Here is a 17,588-nt window from a genome sequence, read left to right as displayed (position 1 = left end):
GTCGTCGCTCAGAACCTCGCCAAGGCCGGCACGTCCGCCAGCGCGCAGCTCGGGATGCGTTCGGCCGCGCGCAGCAGAAAGTTGAGCTTCTCGATGCGCTCGCCCGACCGCGGGGCGCCGTTTTTCTGAAACGGCGCCCCTAATCCCACCGCCAGGTCCATCACGACGTCGTCGATGACGCCGCCCGATCGGCCCGACGGGATCGCGAGAATGCCGTTGTGCGAGGCGTACTCCCAGCAGTCCAGCGCCTCCGCGATAGTCCCGACTTGATTGGGCTTGAGGATGAAACCGTCGACGGCCGATGTCTTTACGGCCAACTCCAAGCGGTCGCGGTTGGTGACGATCAGATCGTCGCCGAGGATGATCGAACGGTCAATGCCCCGAACGGCGTCGGCGAACCCATCCCAGTCATCCCCATCGAGCAGATCCTCGACGAACAACATCGGGAATTCCTCCGAAAGCCCACGGACGTAGTCGATCAGGGCGTTCGCGCTCAACCGCTCGCCGTCGAACGCATATGTCTGGGAGGCCTCGTCGTACACCTCGCTGGACGCGCAGTCCAGGGCGAATGCCATGACGTCGGCACAGCCGGCGCGCTCGACGGCTTCGGTCAGAATTTGCAGGACGACGCGCGGGTCGCTGGACGGAGCGACATACCCGTACGACGACGCCACTAGCGGCGCGCGGCCATACCGCTCGGCGAGCATCTCGCCGAGCACGCCGAACAAGCTCACACCCTTCTCTACCGCCGCCTGGATCGAGGCGGCGCGATAGGGCACGACGAGAAACTCGTTGAACGTCTGGAAGATATCGCCGTAACGGCCGCCGTTGATCATGTTGAAGCTGGGCACCGGCACAGTGGTGGGCGGCGCGAGCCCCAGCAGTGTGCCGACGTAGGTGTAGGTGGGCATGCCCGCCGCGGCGGAAGCCGCGCGCAGCAGTGCGACCGAGGTGGAGTAGATGGCGTTTCCGCCAAGCCGATGCTTGTCCGGCGTGCCGTCGAGTTCGATCAGGACCCGGTCCAGGGACCGCGGGTCGTCGAGTTCCGCGCCAACGAGAACGGGCGCGATTTCGTCGGTCACGGCGGAGATGGCGCGGTGCACGCTCAGCCCGTCGTATTCGGCCCGGTCCGCGTCACGCAGCACGAACGCCTCGTGCACGCCGACCGATGTACCGGTCGGCGATGCCCCGCGACCGACATGGCCGGTATCGGTGGTGATTTCAACCTCGACCAATGGCCGAGCCTTGCAGTCCAGCAGTTGGCGGGCGATCACGGACGCGATTCGCATCACGGGCCTTCCGGTACGCCCCTTGGCTTGCTCATCTCGCACTCGCAATCCGGATCTACCGTTAAGGGTCTCTGCGCCAAGCAATATGGAAGCGCCAGGGTATTCGCGTGTTGCTGAGAAGCCACTGAGAACGGCGCCGAGCCCGGCACCGAGCCGGTGAACAGGGCGCCGATGTGGTAGACACGCGCTATGTCCGCGGTGGGCGACGATCGATTGCTAGCTCCGGGCCAGACGTGCTGGCGAATTGAGCGCGCCGATCAGTTCGCCTACATCATCGACGGGGCCGATTACTTCAGGCACGTCAAGGCGGCGATGCTGCGCGCTCACCACCGAATAATCCTCGCCGGATGGGATTTCGACGCCCGGACGACGTTCGAGCGAGGCGCCAAGACGCTTCCCGGCCCCAACCAGCTGGGCGCCTTCCTGTATTGGATGCTGCGGAAACGACCGGATCTCGAGATCTACGTGCTGAAGTCCAATCTGCGTCTGCTCCCTGCGTTTGACGGCATCTGGTTCGGGGTAACGCCGGTGGCGCTGCTGAACCAGATCAGCAGCAAGCGGATGCATCTCGCTATCGACGGCGCGCATCCGATCGGCGCCGTTCATCACCAGAAGATCGTGGTCATCGACGATGCGGTCGCCTTCTGCGGCGGCGTCGACCTCACCCTTGACCGATGGGATACCCGTGCGCATCGGCACGACAGTCGCGGCCGCCGGACGATGGGGCGCAGGTATGGGCCGCGACACGAGGTAGCCGCGGCAGTTGACGGTGCGGCGGCGCGCGCGCTCGGTGAGCAGGCACGGGCCCGGTGGCTGACCGCGACAGGCCAGTCGTTGGAGCCGGTCGACCCGAAGCATGTCGCCTGGCCGCGCGGGCTGGAAGCTACGCTGCGCAACGTCGACGTCGGGATCTCTCGCACCCTTCCGGAACTCGAGGACCGCCGCGAGGTGCGGGAAGTGGAGGCGCTCAACCTTGCGGCCATCGCGGCGGCACGCGACACCATCTATCTGGAGAACCAATATCTTGCGGCCCGGCGTCTGGTCGATGCGCTTGCCGCTCGACTCAGGGAAGCCGACGGCCCGGAGATCGTCATCGTCATTCCCCGCAGGGGCAACAATCCCCTCGAGCGGGGAACGATGGACAGCGCGCGGCACCGGCTCATTCAAGTCCTGTGGGACGCCGACGAACATGGGCGATTGGGTGTCTATTGGCCGGTGACCGATGGCGGTGAACCGATTTACGTCCACTCGAAGGTGCTGATCATCGACGATCGGTTACTGCGCATCGGCTCGTCGAATCTCAACAACCGGTCGCTGGGCTTCGACAGCGAGTGCGACATCGCCATCGAGGCGGAATCGAACAATCCGGAGCACGATAACGTGCGTCGCCAAATCACTTCGGTGCGGCATGAATTGGTGTCCGAACATCTCGACGTGTCCGTCGACGAGCTCGAGAGCGCGATGGATGAGCGCGGATCGTTCGTCGAGGCCATCGAGGTGCTACGGGGGGACGGCAAGTCGTTGCGGCCCGTTACCGAGCAGACGGTGGCCGGTGAGGCGAGCCCGCTGGCGGAGAACGACCTCATGGATCCCGACCATGTCCCGCGGTCACTGACCCGAAGCGTGCAACGGTTCATAGCCGGATTCAGGGATTGACCGAACGTATCCACGTAATACGTTGGCGCGCAGTCGTTTCAGGCCCCTCCGCCGACCAGGTTGTTGTTCTGGGGGCAGTAGGTCTGGACGGAGATTGTCACGTAGGTGTTGGCTGAGTCGGCGAGTCCGGGATTACTCGCGCGAAACGCCGCGGTGATCTGCGGCACCGAGACCCCTCGGCCGATGTCGCTGCAGACCAGCTTGCCGTTCGCGATGGCGGCGTCCGGATTGGCGAATGAAATGCCCCGATCATTGAGCGCCTGAATGTATTTGTTGTCCTGATCCGGCGTGGACACGATCGATGACGGCGGTGAACCCGCCGGTGACCCAGGAGTCGCGCCGCCCTTCGGCGTAGCCGGTGCCGCCGGCCTGGGCGCGGCAGCTTTGGTATCGCCGGCCAACAGCGAACGCCCAAATACGATCGCCCCGGCGAGAACCAGACCGGCCGCCACGAGCGCGGCCGCGATACGCCAAGTGGCACGCCATGATTGGCGGTCACCCGCCCGGGCGGGTTGGCCGTCGTCGTCGCGGCGATCGCCGCCGTCACGTTCGCCGTCGCCGTCGTCGTCGTTGCTCGACCACGCCAGCTCGGCCACTTCCGGCGCTGCGGAATTGGGTACGGCGACAGTCTCGTCATTGTTGAGTCCGGCGGTCTTATCGGCCGCCGGGCCCGGCTCGGCCATGACGGTCATGGTAGCCATCGCCCACTGTGCGCCGCCACCCGGTGAACGGCGGTGGGCGCTCCGCGGGGCTGTCAGCCGGCGCTTGCGCCCGCCCCCGCGCTGCTCGCAATGACTTGGGCGATCGTTTCGGGCGGCACGCCCAATCCCCGCAGGCAGAACCGCAGCGCACGCTTGCGAACGTCGGCGCGCGCCAACGGGCCCGTTGCCCGCTGGCGGTGAGTGTGTCCCCACACGACGCCGTGAATCGACTTCGCGGCCGTCGCCGGAAGGATGTCACGAAACACGCCGAGTTCCAGGCCGCGCTGAAGCTGCTCGACGAGTGGCTCCAGAATCGCGTTGTACGCGGGCGACACCAGCTCGGGTGAAGCGGACATCGCGGCCTGGGCCTCCAGCGCAACCTGGCTGCAGTTCCGAGTCGAGGTTCTCGTCGAAGGCGAGGTCGAGTCGGCCCTCGATCCAGGCGGCCACCGCCGCGGCCGGGGTGGCGGCCGAGGCCATCTTCGTTCTCAGGTGCAGCACCTCATTGCGCGTCACCTCCAAAAACAGCGCCGCAACCAGCTGATCCTTCGATTCGAAATGCCGGTAGAACGCGCGAGTGCTCAGCTGCGCGCGATCCAGGACCGCGGCGACACTCAGCCCCTGGACTCCCTGCTCGCGGACGGTTTTCGACGCGGCGGCCACGATGGCGCGACGCACATCGGGGTCGGGGGCGAGCTTGTTTCGCCGCCGCGTGACTGGACGGCTCGCGTAACCATGCCGACGAGTGAGCGGGTCCCCCTGATCCGTCATCAACAACCACGGTAATCCTCTCCATTCGCGGATCCCACCTTCGTCGTTTGCCGTCGCGCTAGGCTGCGGCCATGTCGATCGACCGTGCCGGGCTCGTCGCGGGCACCATCCGGCTCGCCTCGGGCGTCCATTTCCTCGTCGACCCACTCGGTGCGAACCGGCTGTGGGGTGACAGCGAAGAGCCGACGCCGACGGCACGTCTGCTGCTGCGATCGATGGGGTATCGCGACGCCCTGCTCGGCGGTCTGCTTGCGACGGCGGCGCTGCGTGGCAAGAACACGCGGGGCTGGTTCCTCGCCTCCGGTGGCGCCGACGCGGCCGACCTGATCGGCGGGATGAGCGTGCACGGCGAACTCAAGCGCCCCCAGCAGCTCATCGGCCTCGGTGGCGCGGTCATCGGCATCGGCGTCGGGCTGTGGGGCGCTACCCGCCGCAGACCGAAGCGTCAGGGGACCGCACCTCCGATCAGCGACCAGTAGCACCTTTCGCGCTCGGTCATTTCGTTCGACGTGATCGTGCCGAAAGCGGCGGCCTCGCGCGCGAACGCCTCGGGCGCGCCGGGCAGCGCGTCCGGGCCCTCGAGGCGAAAGCAACTCGGTGCCAGTGGACCGAACAGTAGAGCGCGGCGCAGCTGTGGCCAGTTATCCAGCCGGGGTTCGACGCCGGCGGCCCGGGCGAAAGTGACCGCGACCAGGTTCATCTGCGTTTTCTGCGGAGAGCCCCGCGTGGCGCGATAGGCATCGATCGCCAGCCGCTGGTCGATCTCGCTGCTGGCCGGGATCGTCCCGCCCCACGTGTATGCGATCCACCTGGCCTGCAGTTCGAGCGGCACGAAGTATCCGCCCGACTGGTCCCACATGCCCACGAACGCCAGCCCCGGAAGCTCGGGATGAAAGGTGTAGCGGTCGGCGTCCATGTGGTAGGTGTCGAGGTCGAGGGTCGCCCGGATTTCGTTACTGAGAAACGGCAGCGACAGATGGAACCCGGTGCCCAACACCATCGCGTCGAACTCCTCGGCATGGTCGTCGAGGAATGTGACCGTCGCGCCCGACACGGATTTCATCCACGGCCGCACCGTGATTCGGCCCTCTGCCACGAGCGGAAGGTAGTGCTGGTTGAGCGTGACACCGGCGGCGAACAACGACGGGTCGGGCGCCGGTGCGCCGTACTGCTCGGGGCTGCCCGCCGCCTCGATCACGATCTCCTTGAGCTGCCTTTCGATCTCGGCTGCCGGAAGCGCCTCGTTCGCCAAAACTCCGTATCGGGTGTAGAGGCGATGGTCGGAGGGAACGCCGGCGGCGAACTTGGGTGCGACGTACCTCTGCCGCCGCTGGGTGACGACGACGTGTGCGCCGAGTTGGGTGAGTTCCGCCGCGACCTCGAGGGCACTGATCGCGCAGCCTGCCACCAGGACACGCTTGTCGCGATACGCGCCGCCGTCTCGATAGTGGTAGCTGGGGATGGCTCGCAGGGAGCCGGAGAAGTTTTCGAGACCTGGAACGGGTGGGATCGCCGGGGTGTGGAACCTGCCGCTCGCCACCACTACCCGGTCGAAGGGCTCGTGCCCGCCGGCGTGACGCACGTGCCACTTCGCTGCGTCCCGGCTGATCAGTTCGACCCGAGTGCCCAGCCGGATGCGTCGGGTGAGCCCGAATGTTTGGGCGTAGCGGTGCAGGTAGTCGAGAATTTCGCGGTTGGGCAGGTACACCTGGTTGTTCGCGTGCTCGAGGTCGCTGAAGGCCGTCACGGTACGACTGCTGTTGGTGTACATGGCCGGCCATACGCCGCTGCGACCATCCAAGCCCGTCCACTGGCCACCAAGCGAGGGCCCCTGCTCGAAGATCGTGGGTTCGAATCCCTGCGACAGCAGCCATCGAGCCGCGATCAGCCCGCCGGGTCCGGCGCCGACGATGGCGACGCTTTTCGGGCTCCTCGTCACCTCCGGAACTGTCCCACGACTCGAACCGATTCGCGATGACTTTCGCTCACCCGCGGTCTGCCGGAATGAAACGCGCCCCGATGGGGTTGACTGTCACCGTCCAACGACGATGGGAGCGGACATGGGTTTCGGGGTCCTGACATTTGTCACCGACGAGGGCATTGGCCCGGTGGAGCTGGGCGAGGCGCTCGAGGAGCGCGGGTTCGAGTCGCTGTTCCTCGCCGAGCACTCGCACATCCCCGTCGATGCGAAGACGCCGTATCCGGCCGGTGGTCCGATTCCCCCGAAGTACTACCGCACCCTGGATCCGTTCGTGGCGCTGACGGCGGCGGCAGTCGCCACCGAGAACCTGACCCTTGGCACCGGTATCGCCTTGCTCCCGCAGCGCGACCCGATCCTGACCGCCAAAGATGTCGCGTCGCTGGATCTGGTGTCGCAGGGACGGTTCCGCTTCGGCGTGGGTGTCGGCTGGTTGCGTGAGGAAATCGCCAACCACGGTGTCGATCCCTCGGTGCGGGGACGCCTGTCCGAAGAGCGGTTGCGCGCGATGATCGAGATCTGGACGAACGAAAAGGCCGAATTCCATGGAGAATTCGTGAACTTCGATCCCATCTACAGCTGGCCCAAGCCGCTGACGAAGCCCTATCCGCCGTTGTATCTCGGTGGTGGGCCGGCCAACTTCAAGCGCATCGCCCAGCTAAAGGCCGGCTGGATCTCCCTGACCCCGTCGGCGGACCTGTTGTCGGGTCCGCTCACGGAACTGCGGGCGCTCGCCGATCACGACGTGCCCATCATCCACGTCCACCTGGGCGAGGAATGGAAGGCGAAAGATCTCGAGGGTTACCGCGACCTCGGCGTCGATCATGTTCTGGTGGAACTGCCCACCGAGCCCCGCGATCCGACCCTTCGCCGTCTGGACGAGCTGCAGGCGGAATTCGACAAGCTGGCGTAAACCTCAAGTGCCGCAGAAGGTTTGGTAGGGCCCGAAATCCTCGGGTGCCGGGCTGGCGTAGCGCTCGAGACCGGCTCGTTCCTCATAAGGGGCGCTGACCGCCTGCAGCAGTCGCTCGACCGGATCGAGATCGCCGGCCGTGGCCGCGGCCAGCGCCTCCTCGACCCGATGGTTGCGCGGAATGTAGACCGGGTTGACGCGATCCATCGACTCGGCGTTGGGGCCCAGGGCCCGCCAGCGCGACATCCAATCGTCGAAGCCGCCTTCGGATGTGGCGGTTCCTCGGGCCACCTGCCCGAGCTGGCGGAAGAACGAGGTGTAATCGACGCCGTTCTCCTGCAACAGGACGAGCAATTCGTCGACCAACGACCTGACGACCTCATCGGCGACCCCGGCCGGCAGACCGAGTTTGGCGCGCATGCCCGATAGCCAGACGGCGTCATAGCGAACACGGAACACTCCGAACGCCTCCTCCGCGAGCGCGACCGCCTCCTCGCCGTCGTCGGAGAGCAACGGAAGCAGGGTCTCGGCGAATCGGGCGAGGTTCCACCCGGCGACCGCCGGCTGGTTGCCAAAGGCGTAGCGGCCCCAGAAATCGATCGAGCTGAAGACCGTCTCCGGGTCGTAGGCCTCCATGAACGCGCATGGCCCGTAGTCGATGGTTTCACCGGAGATCGTCATGTTGTCGGTGTTCATCACGCCGTGGATGAACCCGATCAGCATCCACCGGGCCATCAGCGAGGCCTGGACGGCGACCACCGCCTCGAACAGAGCGAGGTACGGGCGCTCGGCCTGCGCAGCGCCGGGGTGATGGCGCGCGATCGCATGGTCGGCCAGCCGTCGCAGCAGGCCGATGTCGCCGGTCGATGCGGCGTACTGGAAGCTGCCCACCCGCAGGTGACTGCCCGCCACGCGGACCAGCAGGGCGCCTGGCAGCAGCGCCTCGCGCTGGACCGGGCGTCCGGTAGCCACGACGGCCAGGGATCGCGTGGTCGGGACGCCCAGGGCGTGCATCGCCTCGCTGACGATGTATTCGCGCAACATCGGCCCTACGGCGGCCAGGCCGTCGCCACCGCGCGCAAACGGCGTGGGACCCGACCCTTTCAGGTGGATGTCGCGCACGCGCCCGTGGCCGTCGACGAGCTCGCCCAGGAGTAGCGCGCGGCCGTCGCCCAACCGCGGCTGGTAACCGCCGAACTGATGCCCGGCGTATGCCTGGGCGACGGGTACGGCGCCGTCGGGGACGCGGTTGCCAGCCAGAAACCGGACCCCGTCGGGAGTCCGCAGCCACTCCGCATCCAGGCCGAGCTCCTCGGCCAGTGTCTCGTTGAGCACGAGCAGCTGCGGATCGGGAGGCGTCTCGGCTTGCCAGCGGACGGCCATCTCCGGCAACTCGCGGGAGAATCGGTCGCCCAAGGCGACGGCCATCTCCGGTGTGACGCTCACGCCACCGAGACTACGGAAGCTGCCGCCGGTCGCGACTAGCCGACGGCTTGTTGGATCAAATCGCGGGCCCGGTCGAGCATCGACGCGAACGGGCCGACGGCGAAATTCAGCTTCGCCGATTCCACGCCGGGATGCGGGCGGGTTGGCGCGATGGCCTCGGCCGCCCGCACCGCGGTTCCCATCCGCTTGAGATCGTCGGCGTCGACTTCTCGCTTCAGCACCGGGAACTCCTCGTTCTCCTCGTGCTTCGCGTGGTCGAGCACGGCGTCGCGCAGCTTGGTGAGCTCGTCGATGAACCGCTGCGAGGTGATGTCGAGCTTCTCGATCTGCGAGAGCGCTTCCTTGGCGTCGTGCTCTTCGGTCAACCGGGCGTCGACGATCGTGTCGCCGGAGCGGGCCTCGCGGCGAACACGGGGGTGCACCACCATCTCCTCGGCGGTCTCGTGCACGGCCAGCAACTGTCGCAACTCCACGAACGGCTTTTCGCGCGCCTGCGGGTCCGACGCGTGCAGCACTTCGTCGAACATGTCCTCGATGAGGTTGTGCTGCGCTTTGAGGAACGCCACGACTTCGTCGGGCGATTGAACAAGCATGTCGGCCATCGCCGATACCTCCATTGGTGCAAGGGAGCGCGGGCTTGGGGCTGTGCACCGCTTCGGCGGAAGGTACCCCCGGGGGCAACGCTCAAACGGTCCAGCGTGACCAGCCTCCACCGCCCTCTTTCGATATCGCTACGGTTTAGGGAATGTATGACGAGGTCAACATCGACGCTGCGGATCCCGCCGACATAGGCTCGCGGATCGATCCGGTTCTCGCGCGCAGCTGGTTATTGGTCAACGGCGCGCACGCCGACCGGTTCGAGGCCGCGGCGCGCTCGCGCGCCGACATCGTGGTCCTGGACATCGAGGATGCGGTGGCGCCGAAGGACAAGGCCGCCGCCCGCGACAACGTCGTGCGTTGGCTCGGCGGCGACAACACCGACTGGGTTCGCATCAACGGTTTCGGCACCCCGTGGTGGGCCGACGATTTGGCCGCGCTGGCCCGCACCCGGGTCGGGGGAGTGATGCTGGCGATGGTCGAATCGGTGGACCACATCACCGAGACCGCGAAGCGACTGCCCGACGTTCCGATCGTGGCGCTGGTCGAAACGGCGCGCGGTCTTGAGCGCGTCACCGAAATCGCCGCGGCCAAGGGTACCTTCCGGCTTGCCTTCGGTATCGGCGATTTCCGGCGCGACACCGGGCTGGGAGAGGACCCGACCACGCTGGCTTACGCTCGGTCGCGCTTCACGATCGCCGCGAGGGCGGCCAACCTGCCCAGCGCCATCGACGGCCCGACGATCGGCTCCAACGCGCTCAAGCTCATCGAGGCTACGGCCGTCTCCGTCGAGTTCGGCATGACCGGCAAGATTTGCCTGTCGCCGGAGCAGTGTGCGGTGGTGAACGAGGGGCTGTCGCCGTCGCAAGACGAAATCGGCTGGGCCAAGGAGTTTTTCGCCGAGTTCGAACGTGACGGGGGAGAGATCCGCAATGGGTCCGACCTGCCGCGCATCGCCCGGGCCACCAAGATCCTCGAGTTGGCTCGCTCCTATGGCATCGAAGCGTCGGACTTCGAGGACGAACCGGTCCACATGCCGGCACCGTCGGACACGTATCACTACTGACGCAAGACGGAGGGCTCGATGAGTACCGTCGTGGACTTTCACTTCGACCCGATGTGTCCGTTCGCTTACCAGACGTCGCTATGGATCCGCGACGTCCGCGAGCACGTGGGGATCACGATCAATTGGCGGTTCTTCAGCCTCGAGGAGATCAATCGCGAAGACGGCAAGAAGCATCCGTGGGAGCGGGACTGGTCCTACGGCTGGTCGCTGATGCGGATCGGGGCGCTGCTGCGTCGCACCGACATGTCGCTGCTGGATCGGTGGTACGCGGTGATCGGGCACGAACTGCACGCCGCGGGTGGCAAGCCGCACGACCCGGCGGTGGCGCGACGCCTGCTGGGCGAGATCGGCGTCGACGCGGCGACGTTGGATGCGGCGCTGGACGACCCGACCACCCATGACGAGGTTCGCGCCGAGCATCAGCGGGTCGTCGACGCGGGCGGATACGGCGTTCCGACGCTGTTCCTGTCCGGCCAGTGCCTGTTCGGGCCGGTCTTGGTGGACCCGCCGACCGGGCCGGATTCGCTGAAGCTGTGGAGCGTCGTGACGGGGATGGCCGAGTTGCCGCATGTCTACGAGCTTCAGCGGCCGAAGGCACCGGCCGACGTCGAACTCATCGGCCGTCGTCTGCGGCCCTACCTCGATGGGCGCGATTGGGTGAGTATCAATCGCGGCGAGGTCATCGACGTCGAGCATCTCACCGGCCAAGGGTGAGGCTTTCGCGGGTATGCGCTCGATCAACAGCGCTACCCTGACCGTGTGGGCGCCAGAAAGCGCATCCGGGTGGCGCGGGTTTACGACGACGCCGGCGGTGACGACGGCCAGCGCGTCCTGGTCGATCGCATCTGGCCGCGGGGAGTCCGCAAGGACGACCCGCGGGTGGGGACCTGGTGCAAGGACGTCGCGCCATCGAAAGAACTGCGTGAGTGGTACCAGCACAAGCCGGAACGGTTCGACGAATTCGCATCGCGCTACACGGCGGAATTGCGCGACAGCCCCGCGCTGGAGGAACTGCGCAAGCTGACCAAACGCGGCGCCGTCACCCTCGTCACCGCGACCCGGGACGTCGACATTAGCCAAGCGGCCGTCCTGGCCAAGCTCCTGAAAAGCCGCTGAGACGGTCGCGCGATGCGGCTGGGATTGCACGCGCTGGGAATCGGCACCGGCGCCGACCGCGCGGTGATCGACGCCGTCGCCTCGGCCGCGGACAGGTGCGGCTTCGCCACTTTGTGGGCCGGCGAACACGTTGTCATGGTGGACCGGTCGGAGTCACGCTATCCCTATTCCGAGGACGGCGTCATCGGCGTTCCGGCACAAGCGGATTGGCTCGATCCGATGATCGCACTGAGTTTCGTCGCCGCCGCCTCATCGCGGGTCGGCATCGCGACGGGTGTGTTGCTGCTGCCCGAGCACAATCCGGTCGTGGTCGCCAAACAGGCCGCGAGCCTGGACCAGTTGAGCGGCGGGCGACTGACACTCGGGGTGGGGGTTGGGTGGTCCAGGGAGGAATTCGCCGCGCTCCGAGTGCCTTTCGAACATCGCGCGGCTCGCACGGCCGAATACGTCGCCGCCATGCGTACGTTGTGGCGCGACGATGTCGGCTCGTTCGACGGGAGGTTCGCCGGCTTTGATTCGATTCGGGTCAACCCCAAGCCGGTCCGCGATGGCGGCATCCCGATCGTGGTCGGCGGCAACAGCGACGCGGCACTTCGGCGCGTCGCGGCATGGGCGGACGGCTGGTACGGCTTCAACCTCGCCGGCGTCGAGGCGGTGCGCGAACGGATCGGAAAGCTGCGACGGCTGTGCGCCGAGGCCGGGCGTGACCGCCCCGAACTGAAGGTGGCCGTCGCCTTGAGTGAGCCAAGCGTTCGCGATATCGACGCACTCGTGGAGTTGGGCGTTGACGAGTTGGTACTGGTCGAGGCGCCGCCCGACCGTCCCGGGGTGGCCGCCGACTGGGTTTCGGCGCTGGCCGATCGATGGATGGGTAGGCTCCCCGGTTGACATGACTGAAGCCGAACCCATACTGCGGCGCGAGCTGACCGATATCCCGGACGAGGTGCGCGCCGTCCCGCCACCGCCCATACCGGAATTGCCCGCGCCGTACGGTTTGCGCCTCGCCGACCCGGACTCCGACGCGGAGATGATCTCCGAGTGGATGAACCTGCCGCACCTGGCCGAGTCGTGGGAGTACGCCTGGCCGACGGAGCGCTGGCATCGTTACCTGCGTGCGCAACTCGACAGCCAGTTTTCGCGCCCGTTCGTCGCCAGCCATGGAGGGGCGGACCGCGCATACATCGAGTTATACAGGGCGGCAAAGGATTCCATCGCCACTCGATACGAGTACGACCCCTACGATCTGGGCCTACACGTCGCGATGGCCGATTTGGACTACATTCAGCAGGGACATGCGAGCTTTTTGCTGCCGCACATGCTGGGTAGCATGCTCAACCTCGACCCGCGATGTCGCCGGGTGATGTTCGATCCCGATCACCGTAATGTCCTGGCGCGCAAGTTTTGCGAGCGTGGCGGTTGCGTGTTCTTGGGCGAACATGACATGTCGAACCGGCGGATGGCCCTGTACGCGTTGCCCCGAACACCCGAGGATGTCCCCCGGCTCCGAGAAGCCTAGTCAGTACTCGTGACGTGCCAGGGTGATGTCACCGAGCCGCTGGGTCTCGTCGAGCGACAGCGCCGCCGGAACCATCTCGCTGGTCACCAGCCCGTGTCGGCTCGTCACCTCGTCGACGATATCGAAGCTGCGCGCGATCGAGTGCGGGGTGTCGACGATGATCGTGGTCACCGGAACCCGCCGCGCCAGCTGGAACAGCTTGTCCCCGTGGGGTTTATGGTTCCCGTGAAATCCCCAGATGCCGCGCAGCACCGTCGCCCCTCGGGCCGTTTCCGAATGCAGCAGTCGCTGCACCAGCGCCCGGTGGATCGGCAGCCCCTCCTGGATGGTGCCCTCGGCGGTGTACACCATCAGCTTCTGCCACAGTGTGCGTCCCTGGTCGTCGGTCGCCGGCAGCTGCTGGGGACGGGCGAATAGCTCACCGTCGCGTTTGCACAGCCGCACCCGCTCGACGGTCAATATCGGATTGGGTGTCGCGGCGGCCAGTTCGGTTGCGGCGGCCGCAACTTGCGCCGTCGACCCGACGGCGATGATCATCATCGGAACGTTGACGTTGCGCCCGAAGAAGTGGGCCCGGTAGCGCTCGCCGTGCGCCGTCCCGTCGACACCGAGAAGCACGATGGCCCCCGCAAACCCGTGTCGGTACAGCAGGTCGCATATCGCGTGGTGCGCCCTTCTGCCGGCAACGCGCTCTTGGCGTCCCACGTACACGGTGAGTTTGGCGGCGTCCCCATTGTGGGTGTCGAAGTTCGCGAGCGCATCGGTGCCCAGTTGCGGGGTGACCAGTCGCGCGCGTTCCAGCGTCACCAGCCCGCGACCGGTCATCGCGCCGACGTCGTCGACCAGGGAACGGATCTTCGATTCGACGTCGACCGCAGCGATCGCCACGCCAGGGTCCTCGGACAGGCTGAGTGATATGTCGCTACGCAGCTCGTGGCTGGGCCCGAAGCTGGCGATGCCGCGCAGCATCACACTGGTCGCGACGTCGCTGGTGCCGAACAGGTCCAGCATCTTGTCGGCCAGAAACCGCCCGCTCGCGCCGACGGCGCGTTGGCGCTCGCCGAAGTACGCGGTCAACTTCAGGCAGGGCTGGTTCATATCCGGTCCGCGATCCATTGTCCGAGCAATGCCGCGGCCATGCCCAGCACGACGCTGACGACGATGTTGGCGACCGCCGCCCACGTCTGGCGCTCCTCGCCGAGCCGCTGCGTTTCCAGCATCCACGTGGAGAAGGTCGTGTAGGCGCCGACGAACGCGGTGTCGACCAGCAGGGCCGCGTCCCTGCTCAGCGCCAGCCCGCCGAGCAGCCCGAGCAGCGCCGCACCGCTGACGTTGACCGCGAGTGTGCCGAACGGAAACGGCTGCGCCACGCGCCGGGCCACCGCGCGATCGACCAGGAAACGCAGCACCGAGCCGACGCCGCCGACGAGTACGACGCCGGCCCAGACCAAGACCGCCGCGCCGCCCGTCATCCGCGCACCCGCACCCGCCGAACCAACACGGTGGCCAGGTGCACCGCCAGCAACCCCAACACGATGCTGGCGACGGTGTAGCCAACGGCCAGGCCCCAATGGCGGTGTTCGATCATCTTCAGCGTCTCGACCTGCATCGTCGAGAAAGTGGTCAAGCCGCCGCACAATCCGGTGCCGAGCAGGGGACGCCGGTAACTCGACAGCGGCAGCCGCTCTAGCAGCCGGGTCGTGAAATAACCGACCAGAAAGGCGCCGACGATATTGACGGTGAAGGTGGGCCATGGCCAGCTCGCGGGATCGGCGACCGTGAGAGTGCTCAGGGCGGCACGAGCCAGGGCGCCCAGCGCACCGCCGGCGAAAACCGCGGCCAACTCGCGATAATCGTGTTGGGCCACGGGTTGGTTCCTTTCCAGCCGATGAACGCTTCGCAGCATAGAGGGACATGCCAGTGGCGCACGCGCAGAATTGGTACATGGCTCACCCGCGCGCCGGCCAGCCGGCCCGACCCGAAGACCTCGTCGATCTGCCTCACCTCGTGACGTCGTACTACGCGATCGAACCCGATCCCGACGACGTCGCTCAGCAGGTGGCGTTCGGCACGTCGGGTCACCGCGGCTCGTCGTTGAATGGGGCCTTCAACGAGGCCCACATTCTGGCGATCACCCAGGCCATCGTCGAGTACCGCGCGGCACACGGCACGACCGGGCCGTTGTTCATCGGCCGTGATACGCATGGCCTCTCCGAGCCGGCCTGGGTGTCGGCGCTTGAGGTGCTGGCCGCCAACGAAGTGGTCGCCATGATCGACTCGGCCGACCGGTACACGCCCACGCCGGCGGTCAGCCACGCGATCCTGACCTACAACCGCGGCCGCACCGACGCGCTGGCCGACGGCATCGTGGTGACGCCGTCGCACAACCCGCCGTCCGACGGCGGCTTCAAATACAACCCGCCCAACGGGGGACCGGCCGACACCGATGCCACCAACGCAATAGCCAAGCGCGCCAACGAGATTCTGCGCTCGGGAGCGGGCGTCAAGCGGGTGCCGCTGGCCCGGGCGCTTGCGACCGCCGAGCGCTACGACTATTTGGCCAGATATGTCGAGGACCTGCCGAATGTGGTCGACGTGGATGCGATTCGCGCGGCCGGGGTGCGGATCGGCGCCGACCCGCTCGGCGGGGCGAGCGTGGATTACTGGGGCGCAATAGCGGAGCGGCACAATCTCGAGCTGACGGTGGTCAACCCGTTGGTCGACGCGACGTGGCGGTTCATGACGCTGGACCACGACGGCAAGATCCGGATGGACTGCAGCTCTCCGGATGCGATGGCTGGGCTTATCCGAACGATGTTCGCCAACCGCGACCACTATCAGATCGCCACTGGCAATGACGCCGACTCCGACCGCCACGGCATCGTCACGCCCGACGCCGGGCTGCTGAATCCGAATCACTACCTCGCGGTCGCCATCGACTACCTCTATACCCATCGGCCGTCGTGGCCGGAGGGCATCGCGGTCGGCAAGACCGTGGTGAGTTCGTCGATCATCGATCGTGTGGTCGCCGGCCTCGGCCGCAAGCTCGTCGAGGTGCCGGTCGGATTCAAGTGGTTCGTCGACGGCCTGCTCGGTGGCACCATCGGGTTCGGCGGCGAGGAGTCGGCGGGGGCGTCGTTCCTGCGCCGCGATGGAACGGTGTGGACCACCGACAAGGACGGGATCATCCTGGCGCTGCTGGCTTCGGAGATCCTGGCCGTCACCGGCTCGAGTCCCTCCCAGCGCTATGAGGAGCTGACCGCCGAGTACGGCACCCCCTCCTATGCGCGGGTCGACGCGCCCGCAGACCGCGACCAGAAGGCCCGGCTGGCCAAGCTGTCGCCCGACGAGGTGACCGCGACCGAACTGGCCGGGGAGCCGATCACCGCCAAGCTCACCGCCGCGCCCGGCAACGACGCGCCGCTGGGTGGGCTGAAGGTGACGACAGCCAATGCGTGGTTTGCCGCGCGGCCATCGGGCACCGAGGACGTGTACAAGATCTATGCCGAGTCCTTCAACGGCCCCGAGCATCTGGCCGAGGTGCAAAAGACCGCCCGCGAGGTGGTGAACCAAGTCATCGGGTAGGGGTCCTGGCCTGCGACTTTGAACGCATGTTCCCAGTGGTGTAGCTTCGATGGGCACAACTTCTCGGGGCTATGGCGCAGCTGGTAGCGCACCACACTGGCAGTGTGGGGGTCAGGGGTTCGAGTCCCCTTAGCTCCACTCAATTTCCAATCGTGTCGTGCGGTTGAAAGTTATGGAATCTCGTACACCACGATCTTGTCGGCGATGCCGCGCAGTGCGGCCTCCTTCTGAACGGGGTGGATCGCCTCCTTTTCCAGGATGGCGCCGACGGCGGGCCAGGTGATGTGGATCTCCTGCGAGGTCGACAGGCTCTGCACCCGCGCTGCGATACTGACCGTCTCGCCGAAATAGCCCTGCCGCTCGTTCAACATCACTGCGAGACACGGCCCCTCATCTATGCCGATCTTGACGACCAGGTCGGACTTGCCGCGGTCGGCAAATGGCAGCACCGACACCTGACGCGGTCTCGATCACTTCTATTAGGGTTGATTCATGGGTCGCGGGTTCGTCGAGATCCGGATAACCCACCCCTGGGCATCGTTCCAGCCGATCCCCGAGGCCGTTCGTCCGCGACTGCTGGACTGGCACGTCGACGCCGAGGGCAGGCATGTCGCCTGGCGTTACCGGATAACCCGCTACGAGCAGGACGGCCAACCGAGGTGGTGGTTGGACGGGACCGGCCAGCACCCTGGACCAGCGACGACGTCGAGTATCTGAAGGATGTGGCCGAGCACCACGCCGGCCGATTGTTGCGCAGACAGCGATGGCGGCCCAAAAGCATGTACAACGACCAGGAGCCGCCGCTGTGGACAGGTGGTCGAGGTTGGTCCTAATGAGGACTGGAAATTGTGGCCGCGAGGATCGCTTTGGCCACTTCGTCGGGATGGGTCAGCATTCCGCTATGCGTCCCCGGAACGACGATGGGTTCGACACCGAGCCGGGCGGCAAATTCGG

General features: G+C 66.6%; 19 protein-coding genes, 1 tRNA gene and 1 pseudogene. 11 read left to right on the top strand and 10 right to left on the bottom strand.

The annotated features are described in order from the left end of the window. Positions 1-8: 8 nt before the first annotated feature. The gene (gene eno, locus ACQI5H_RS04325) at positions 9-1,292 is read right to left on the bottom strand and encodes a phosphopyruvate hydratase (RefSeq protein WP_427078165.1); all 1,284 of its coding nucleotides are present in this window, start codon (positions 1,290-1,292) and stop codon (positions 9-11) included. Positions 1,293-1,478: 186 nt separating this feature from the next. Here eno and ACQI5H_RS04320 point away from each other — a divergent pair, with 186 nt between their 5' ends. Further along, the gene (locus ACQI5H_RS04320; RefSeq protein ID WP_427078164.1) at positions 1,479-2,945 is read left to right on the top strand and encodes a phospholipase D-like domain-containing protein; all 1,467 of its coding nucleotides are present in this window, start codon (positions 1,479-1,481) and stop codon (positions 2,943-2,945) included. Positions 2,946-2,983: 38 nt separating this feature from the next. Here ACQI5H_RS04320 and ACQI5H_RS04315 read toward each other — a convergent pair whose 3' ends face one another. Together ACQI5H_RS04315 and ACQI5H_RS04310 are read right to left on the bottom strand one after the other, a co-directional pair. Next, on the bottom strand, positions 2,984-3,628 hold the full coding sequence (locus tag ACQI5H_RS04315; protein WP_427078163.1) for a DUF732 domain-containing protein: 645 nt from the start codon (positions 3,626-3,628) through the stop codon (positions 2,984-2,986). A 71-nt stretch (positions 3,629-3,699) separates the two neighbouring features. Beyond that, positions 3,700-4,417: pseudogene (locus ACQI5H_RS04310) on the bottom strand (TetR/AcrR family transcriptional regulator). Positions 4,418-4,488: 71 nt separating this feature from the next. On the opposite strand from ACQI5H_RS04310, the gene ACQI5H_RS04305 reads away from it, so the two are divergent. Beyond that, the gene (locus tag ACQI5H_RS04305; RefSeq protein WP_427078162.1) at positions 4,489-4,896 is read left to right on the top strand and encodes a DUF4267 domain-containing protein; all 408 of its coding nucleotides are present in this window, start codon (positions 4,489-4,491) and stop codon (positions 4,894-4,896) included. On the opposite strand, the gene ACQI5H_RS04300 is transcribed toward ACQI5H_RS04305, so the two are convergent. Beyond that, positions 4,863-6,356 (bottom strand): flavin-containing monooxygenase, encoded by a 1,494-nt coding sequence (locus ACQI5H_RS04300; protein WP_427078161.1) that lies wholly within the window; start codon positions 6,354-6,356, stop codon positions 4,863-4,865. The two genes, ACQI5H_RS04305 and ACQI5H_RS04300, sit on opposite strands and share 34 nt — an antisense overlap. A 121-nt stretch (positions 6,357-6,477) precedes the next feature. On the opposite strand from ACQI5H_RS04300, the gene ACQI5H_RS04295 reads away from it, so the two are divergent. Beyond that, the gene (locus ACQI5H_RS04295; RefSeq protein WP_427078160.1) at positions 6,478-7,308 is read left to right on the top strand and encodes an LLM class F420-dependent oxidoreductase; all 831 of its coding nucleotides are present in this window, start codon (positions 6,478-6,480) and stop codon (positions 7,306-7,308) included. 3 nt (positions 7,309-7,311) lie between these two features. Here ACQI5H_RS04295 and ACQI5H_RS04290 read toward each other — a convergent pair whose 3' ends face one another. Together ACQI5H_RS04290 and ACQI5H_RS04285 are read right to left on the bottom strand one after the other, a co-directional pair. Continuing rightward, the gene (locus ACQI5H_RS04290; RefSeq protein ID WP_427078159.1) at positions 7,312-8,754 is read right to left on the bottom strand and encodes a protein adenylyltransferase SelO; all 1,443 of its coding nucleotides are present in this window, start codon (positions 8,752-8,754) and stop codon (positions 7,312-7,314) included. A 35-nt stretch (positions 8,755-8,789) separates the two neighbouring features. Beyond that, the gene (locus ACQI5H_RS04285) at positions 8,790-9,356 is read right to left on the bottom strand and encodes a hemerythrin domain-containing protein (RefSeq protein ID WP_427078158.1); all 567 of its coding nucleotides are present in this window, start codon (positions 9,354-9,356) and stop codon (positions 8,790-8,792) included. Positions 9,357-9,499: 143 nt separating this feature from the next. Here ACQI5H_RS04285 and ACQI5H_RS04280 point away from each other — a divergent pair, with 143 nt between their 5' ends. Genes ACQI5H_RS04280 through ACQI5H_RS04260 form a run of 5 tightly spaced genes read left to right on the top strand, consistent with a single transcriptional unit; the run spans position 9,500 to position 13,049 of the window. After that, a complete protein-coding gene (locus tag ACQI5H_RS04280) occupies positions 9,500-10,417 on the top strand; it encodes an HpcH/HpaI aldolase/citrate lyase family protein (RefSeq protein ID WP_427078157.1) in 918 nt (305 codons plus the stop codon). Between the two features lie 18 nt (positions 10,418-10,435). Then, complete coding sequence (locus ACQI5H_RS04275; RefSeq protein WP_427078156.1) at positions 10,436-11,131, top strand: DsbA family protein; 696 nt, start codon at positions 10,436-10,438, stop codon at positions 11,129-11,131. Positions 11,132-11,176: 45 nt separating this feature from the next. Further along, positions 11,177-11,533, top strand: coding sequence for a DUF488 domain-containing protein (locus ACQI5H_RS04270; protein WP_427078155.1), 357 nt, complete (start codon positions 11,177-11,179; stop codon positions 11,531-11,533). 12 nt (positions 11,534-11,545) lie between these two features. Beyond that, positions 11,546-12,421: an LLM class F420-dependent oxidoreductase gene (locus ACQI5H_RS04265; RefSeq protein ID WP_427078154.1), complete on the top strand. Its 876-nt coding sequence runs from the start codon at positions 11,546-11,548 to the stop codon at positions 12,419-12,421. Position 12,422: 1 nt separating this feature from the next. Next, a complete protein-coding gene (locus ACQI5H_RS04260) occupies positions 12,423-13,049 on the top strand; it encodes a GNAT family N-acetyltransferase (protein WP_427078153.1) in 627 nt (208 codons plus the stop codon). Here ACQI5H_RS04260 and ACQI5H_RS04255 read toward each other — a convergent pair whose 3' ends face one another. Genes ACQI5H_RS04255 through crcB (ACQI5H_RS04245) form a run of 3 tightly spaced genes read right to left on the bottom strand, consistent with a single transcriptional unit; the run spans position 13,050 to position 14,916 of the window. After that, complete coding sequence (locus ACQI5H_RS04255; protein ID WP_427078152.1) at positions 13,050-14,147, bottom strand: DUF190 domain-containing protein; 1,098 nt, start codon at positions 14,145-14,147, stop codon at positions 13,050-13,052. After that, the gene (crcB, locus tag ACQI5H_RS04250; protein ID WP_427078151.1) at positions 14,144-14,521 is read right to left on the bottom strand and encodes a fluoride efflux transporter CrcB; all 378 of its coding nucleotides are present in this window, start codon (positions 14,519-14,521) and stop codon (positions 14,144-14,146) included. The genes ACQI5H_RS04255 and crcB (ACQI5H_RS04250) overlap by 4 nt, the downstream gene beginning before the upstream one ends. After that, entirely contained in the window at positions 14,518-14,916 is a 399-nt protein-coding gene (gene crcB, locus ACQI5H_RS04245; RefSeq protein WP_427078150.1) for a fluoride efflux transporter CrcB, read from the bottom strand. The genes crcB (ACQI5H_RS04250) and crcB (ACQI5H_RS04245) overlap by 4 nt, the downstream gene beginning before the upstream one ends. 77 nt (positions 14,917-14,993) lie before the next feature. On the opposite strand from crcB (ACQI5H_RS04245), the gene pgm reads away from it, so the two are divergent. Together pgm and ACQI5H_RS04235 are read left to right on the top strand one after the other, a co-directional pair. Beyond that, positions 14,994-16,634 carry a phosphoglucomutase (alpha-D-glucose-1,6-bisphosphate-dependent) gene (gene pgm, locus ACQI5H_RS04240; protein WP_427078149.1) on the top strand — a complete coding sequence of 547 codons (1,641 nt, stop codon included), beginning with the start codon at positions 14,994-14,996 and terminating at the stop codon, positions 16,632-16,634. A gap of 65 nt (positions 16,635-16,699) precedes the next feature. Next, positions 16,700-16,772 (top strand) — tRNA-Ala (locus tag ACQI5H_RS04235). Between the two features lie 32 nt (positions 16,773-16,804). On the opposite strand, the gene ACQI5H_RS04230 is transcribed toward ACQI5H_RS04235, so the two are convergent. After that, positions 16,805-17,089, bottom strand: a complete 285-nt coding sequence (locus ACQI5H_RS04230) for an adenylate/guanylate cyclase domain-containing protein (RefSeq protein ID WP_427078148.1) — start codon at positions 17,087-17,089, stop codon at positions 16,805-16,807. 37 nt (positions 17,090-17,126) lie between these two features. Here ACQI5H_RS04230 and ACQI5H_RS04225 point away from each other — a divergent pair, with 37 nt between their 5' ends. Further along, positions 17,127-17,351 (top strand): hypothetical protein, encoded by a 225-nt coding sequence (locus ACQI5H_RS04225; RefSeq protein ID WP_427078147.1) that lies wholly within the window; start codon positions 17,127-17,129, stop codon positions 17,349-17,351. The last annotated feature ends 237 nt before the right edge of the window (positions 17,352-17,588 follow it).

Origin of the sequence: Mycobacterium heidelbergense, assembly GCF_050205645.1 — a bacterium.
GTDB classification, from domain to species: Bacteria; Actinomycetota; Actinomycetes; order Mycobacteriales; family Mycobacteriaceae; genus Mycobacterium; species Mycobacterium heidelbergense_A.
The sequence above is the reverse complement of the archived record's forward strand: the minus strand, read 5'-3'. Positions and strand labels throughout refer to the sequence as shown.

Coding starts and splice junctions, on each gene's coding strand:
- ACQI5H_RS04320 (WP_427078164.1), top strand. CDS start 1,479: ATGTCCGCGGTGGGCGACGATCGATTGCTAGCTCCGGGCCAGACGTGC.
- ACQI5H_RS04315 (WP_427078163.1), bottom strand. CDS start 3,628: ATGGCCGAGCCGGGCCCGGCGGCCGATAAGACCGCCGGACTCAACAAT.
- ACQI5H_RS04305 (WP_427078162.1), top strand. CDS start 4,489: ATGTCGATCGACCGTGCCGGGCTCGTCGCGGGCACCATCCGGCTCGCC.
- ACQI5H_RS04295 (WP_427078160.1), top strand. CDS start 6,478: ATGGGTTTCGGGGTCCTGACATTTGTCACCGACGAGGGCATTGGCCCG.
- ACQI5H_RS04285 (WP_427078158.1), bottom strand. CDS start 9,356: ATGGCCGACATGCTTGTTCAATCGCCCGACGAAGTCGTGGCGTTCCTC.
- ACQI5H_RS04280 (WP_427078157.1), top strand. CDS start 9,500: ATGTATGACGAGGTCAACATCGACGCTGCGGATCCCGCCGACATAGGC.
- ACQI5H_RS04275 (WP_427078156.1), top strand. CDS start 10,436: ATGAGTACCGTCGTGGACTTTCACTTCGACCCGATGTGTCCGTTCGCT.
- ACQI5H_RS04265 (WP_427078154.1), top strand. CDS start 11,546: ATGCGGCTGGGATTGCACGCGCTGGGAATCGGCACCGGCGCCGACCGC.
- ACQI5H_RS04260 (WP_427078153.1), top strand. CDS start 12,423: ATGACTGAAGCCGAACCCATACTGCGGCGCGAGCTGACCGATATCCCG.
- ACQI5H_RS04255 (WP_427078152.1), bottom strand. CDS start 14,147: ATGAACCAGCCCTGCCTGAAGTTGACCGCGTACTTCGGCGAGCGCCAA.
- crcB (WP_427078151.1), bottom strand. CDS start 14,521: ATGACGGGCGGCGCGGCGGTCTTGGTCTGGGCCGGCGTCGTACTCGTC.
- pgm (WP_427078149.1), top strand. CDS start 14,994: ATGGCTCACCCGCGCGCCGGCCAGCCGGCCCGACCCGAAGACCTCGTC.
- ACQI5H_RS04225 (WP_427078147.1), top strand. CDS start 17,127: ATGGGTCGCGGGTTCGTCGAGATCCGGATAACCCACCCCTGGGCATCG.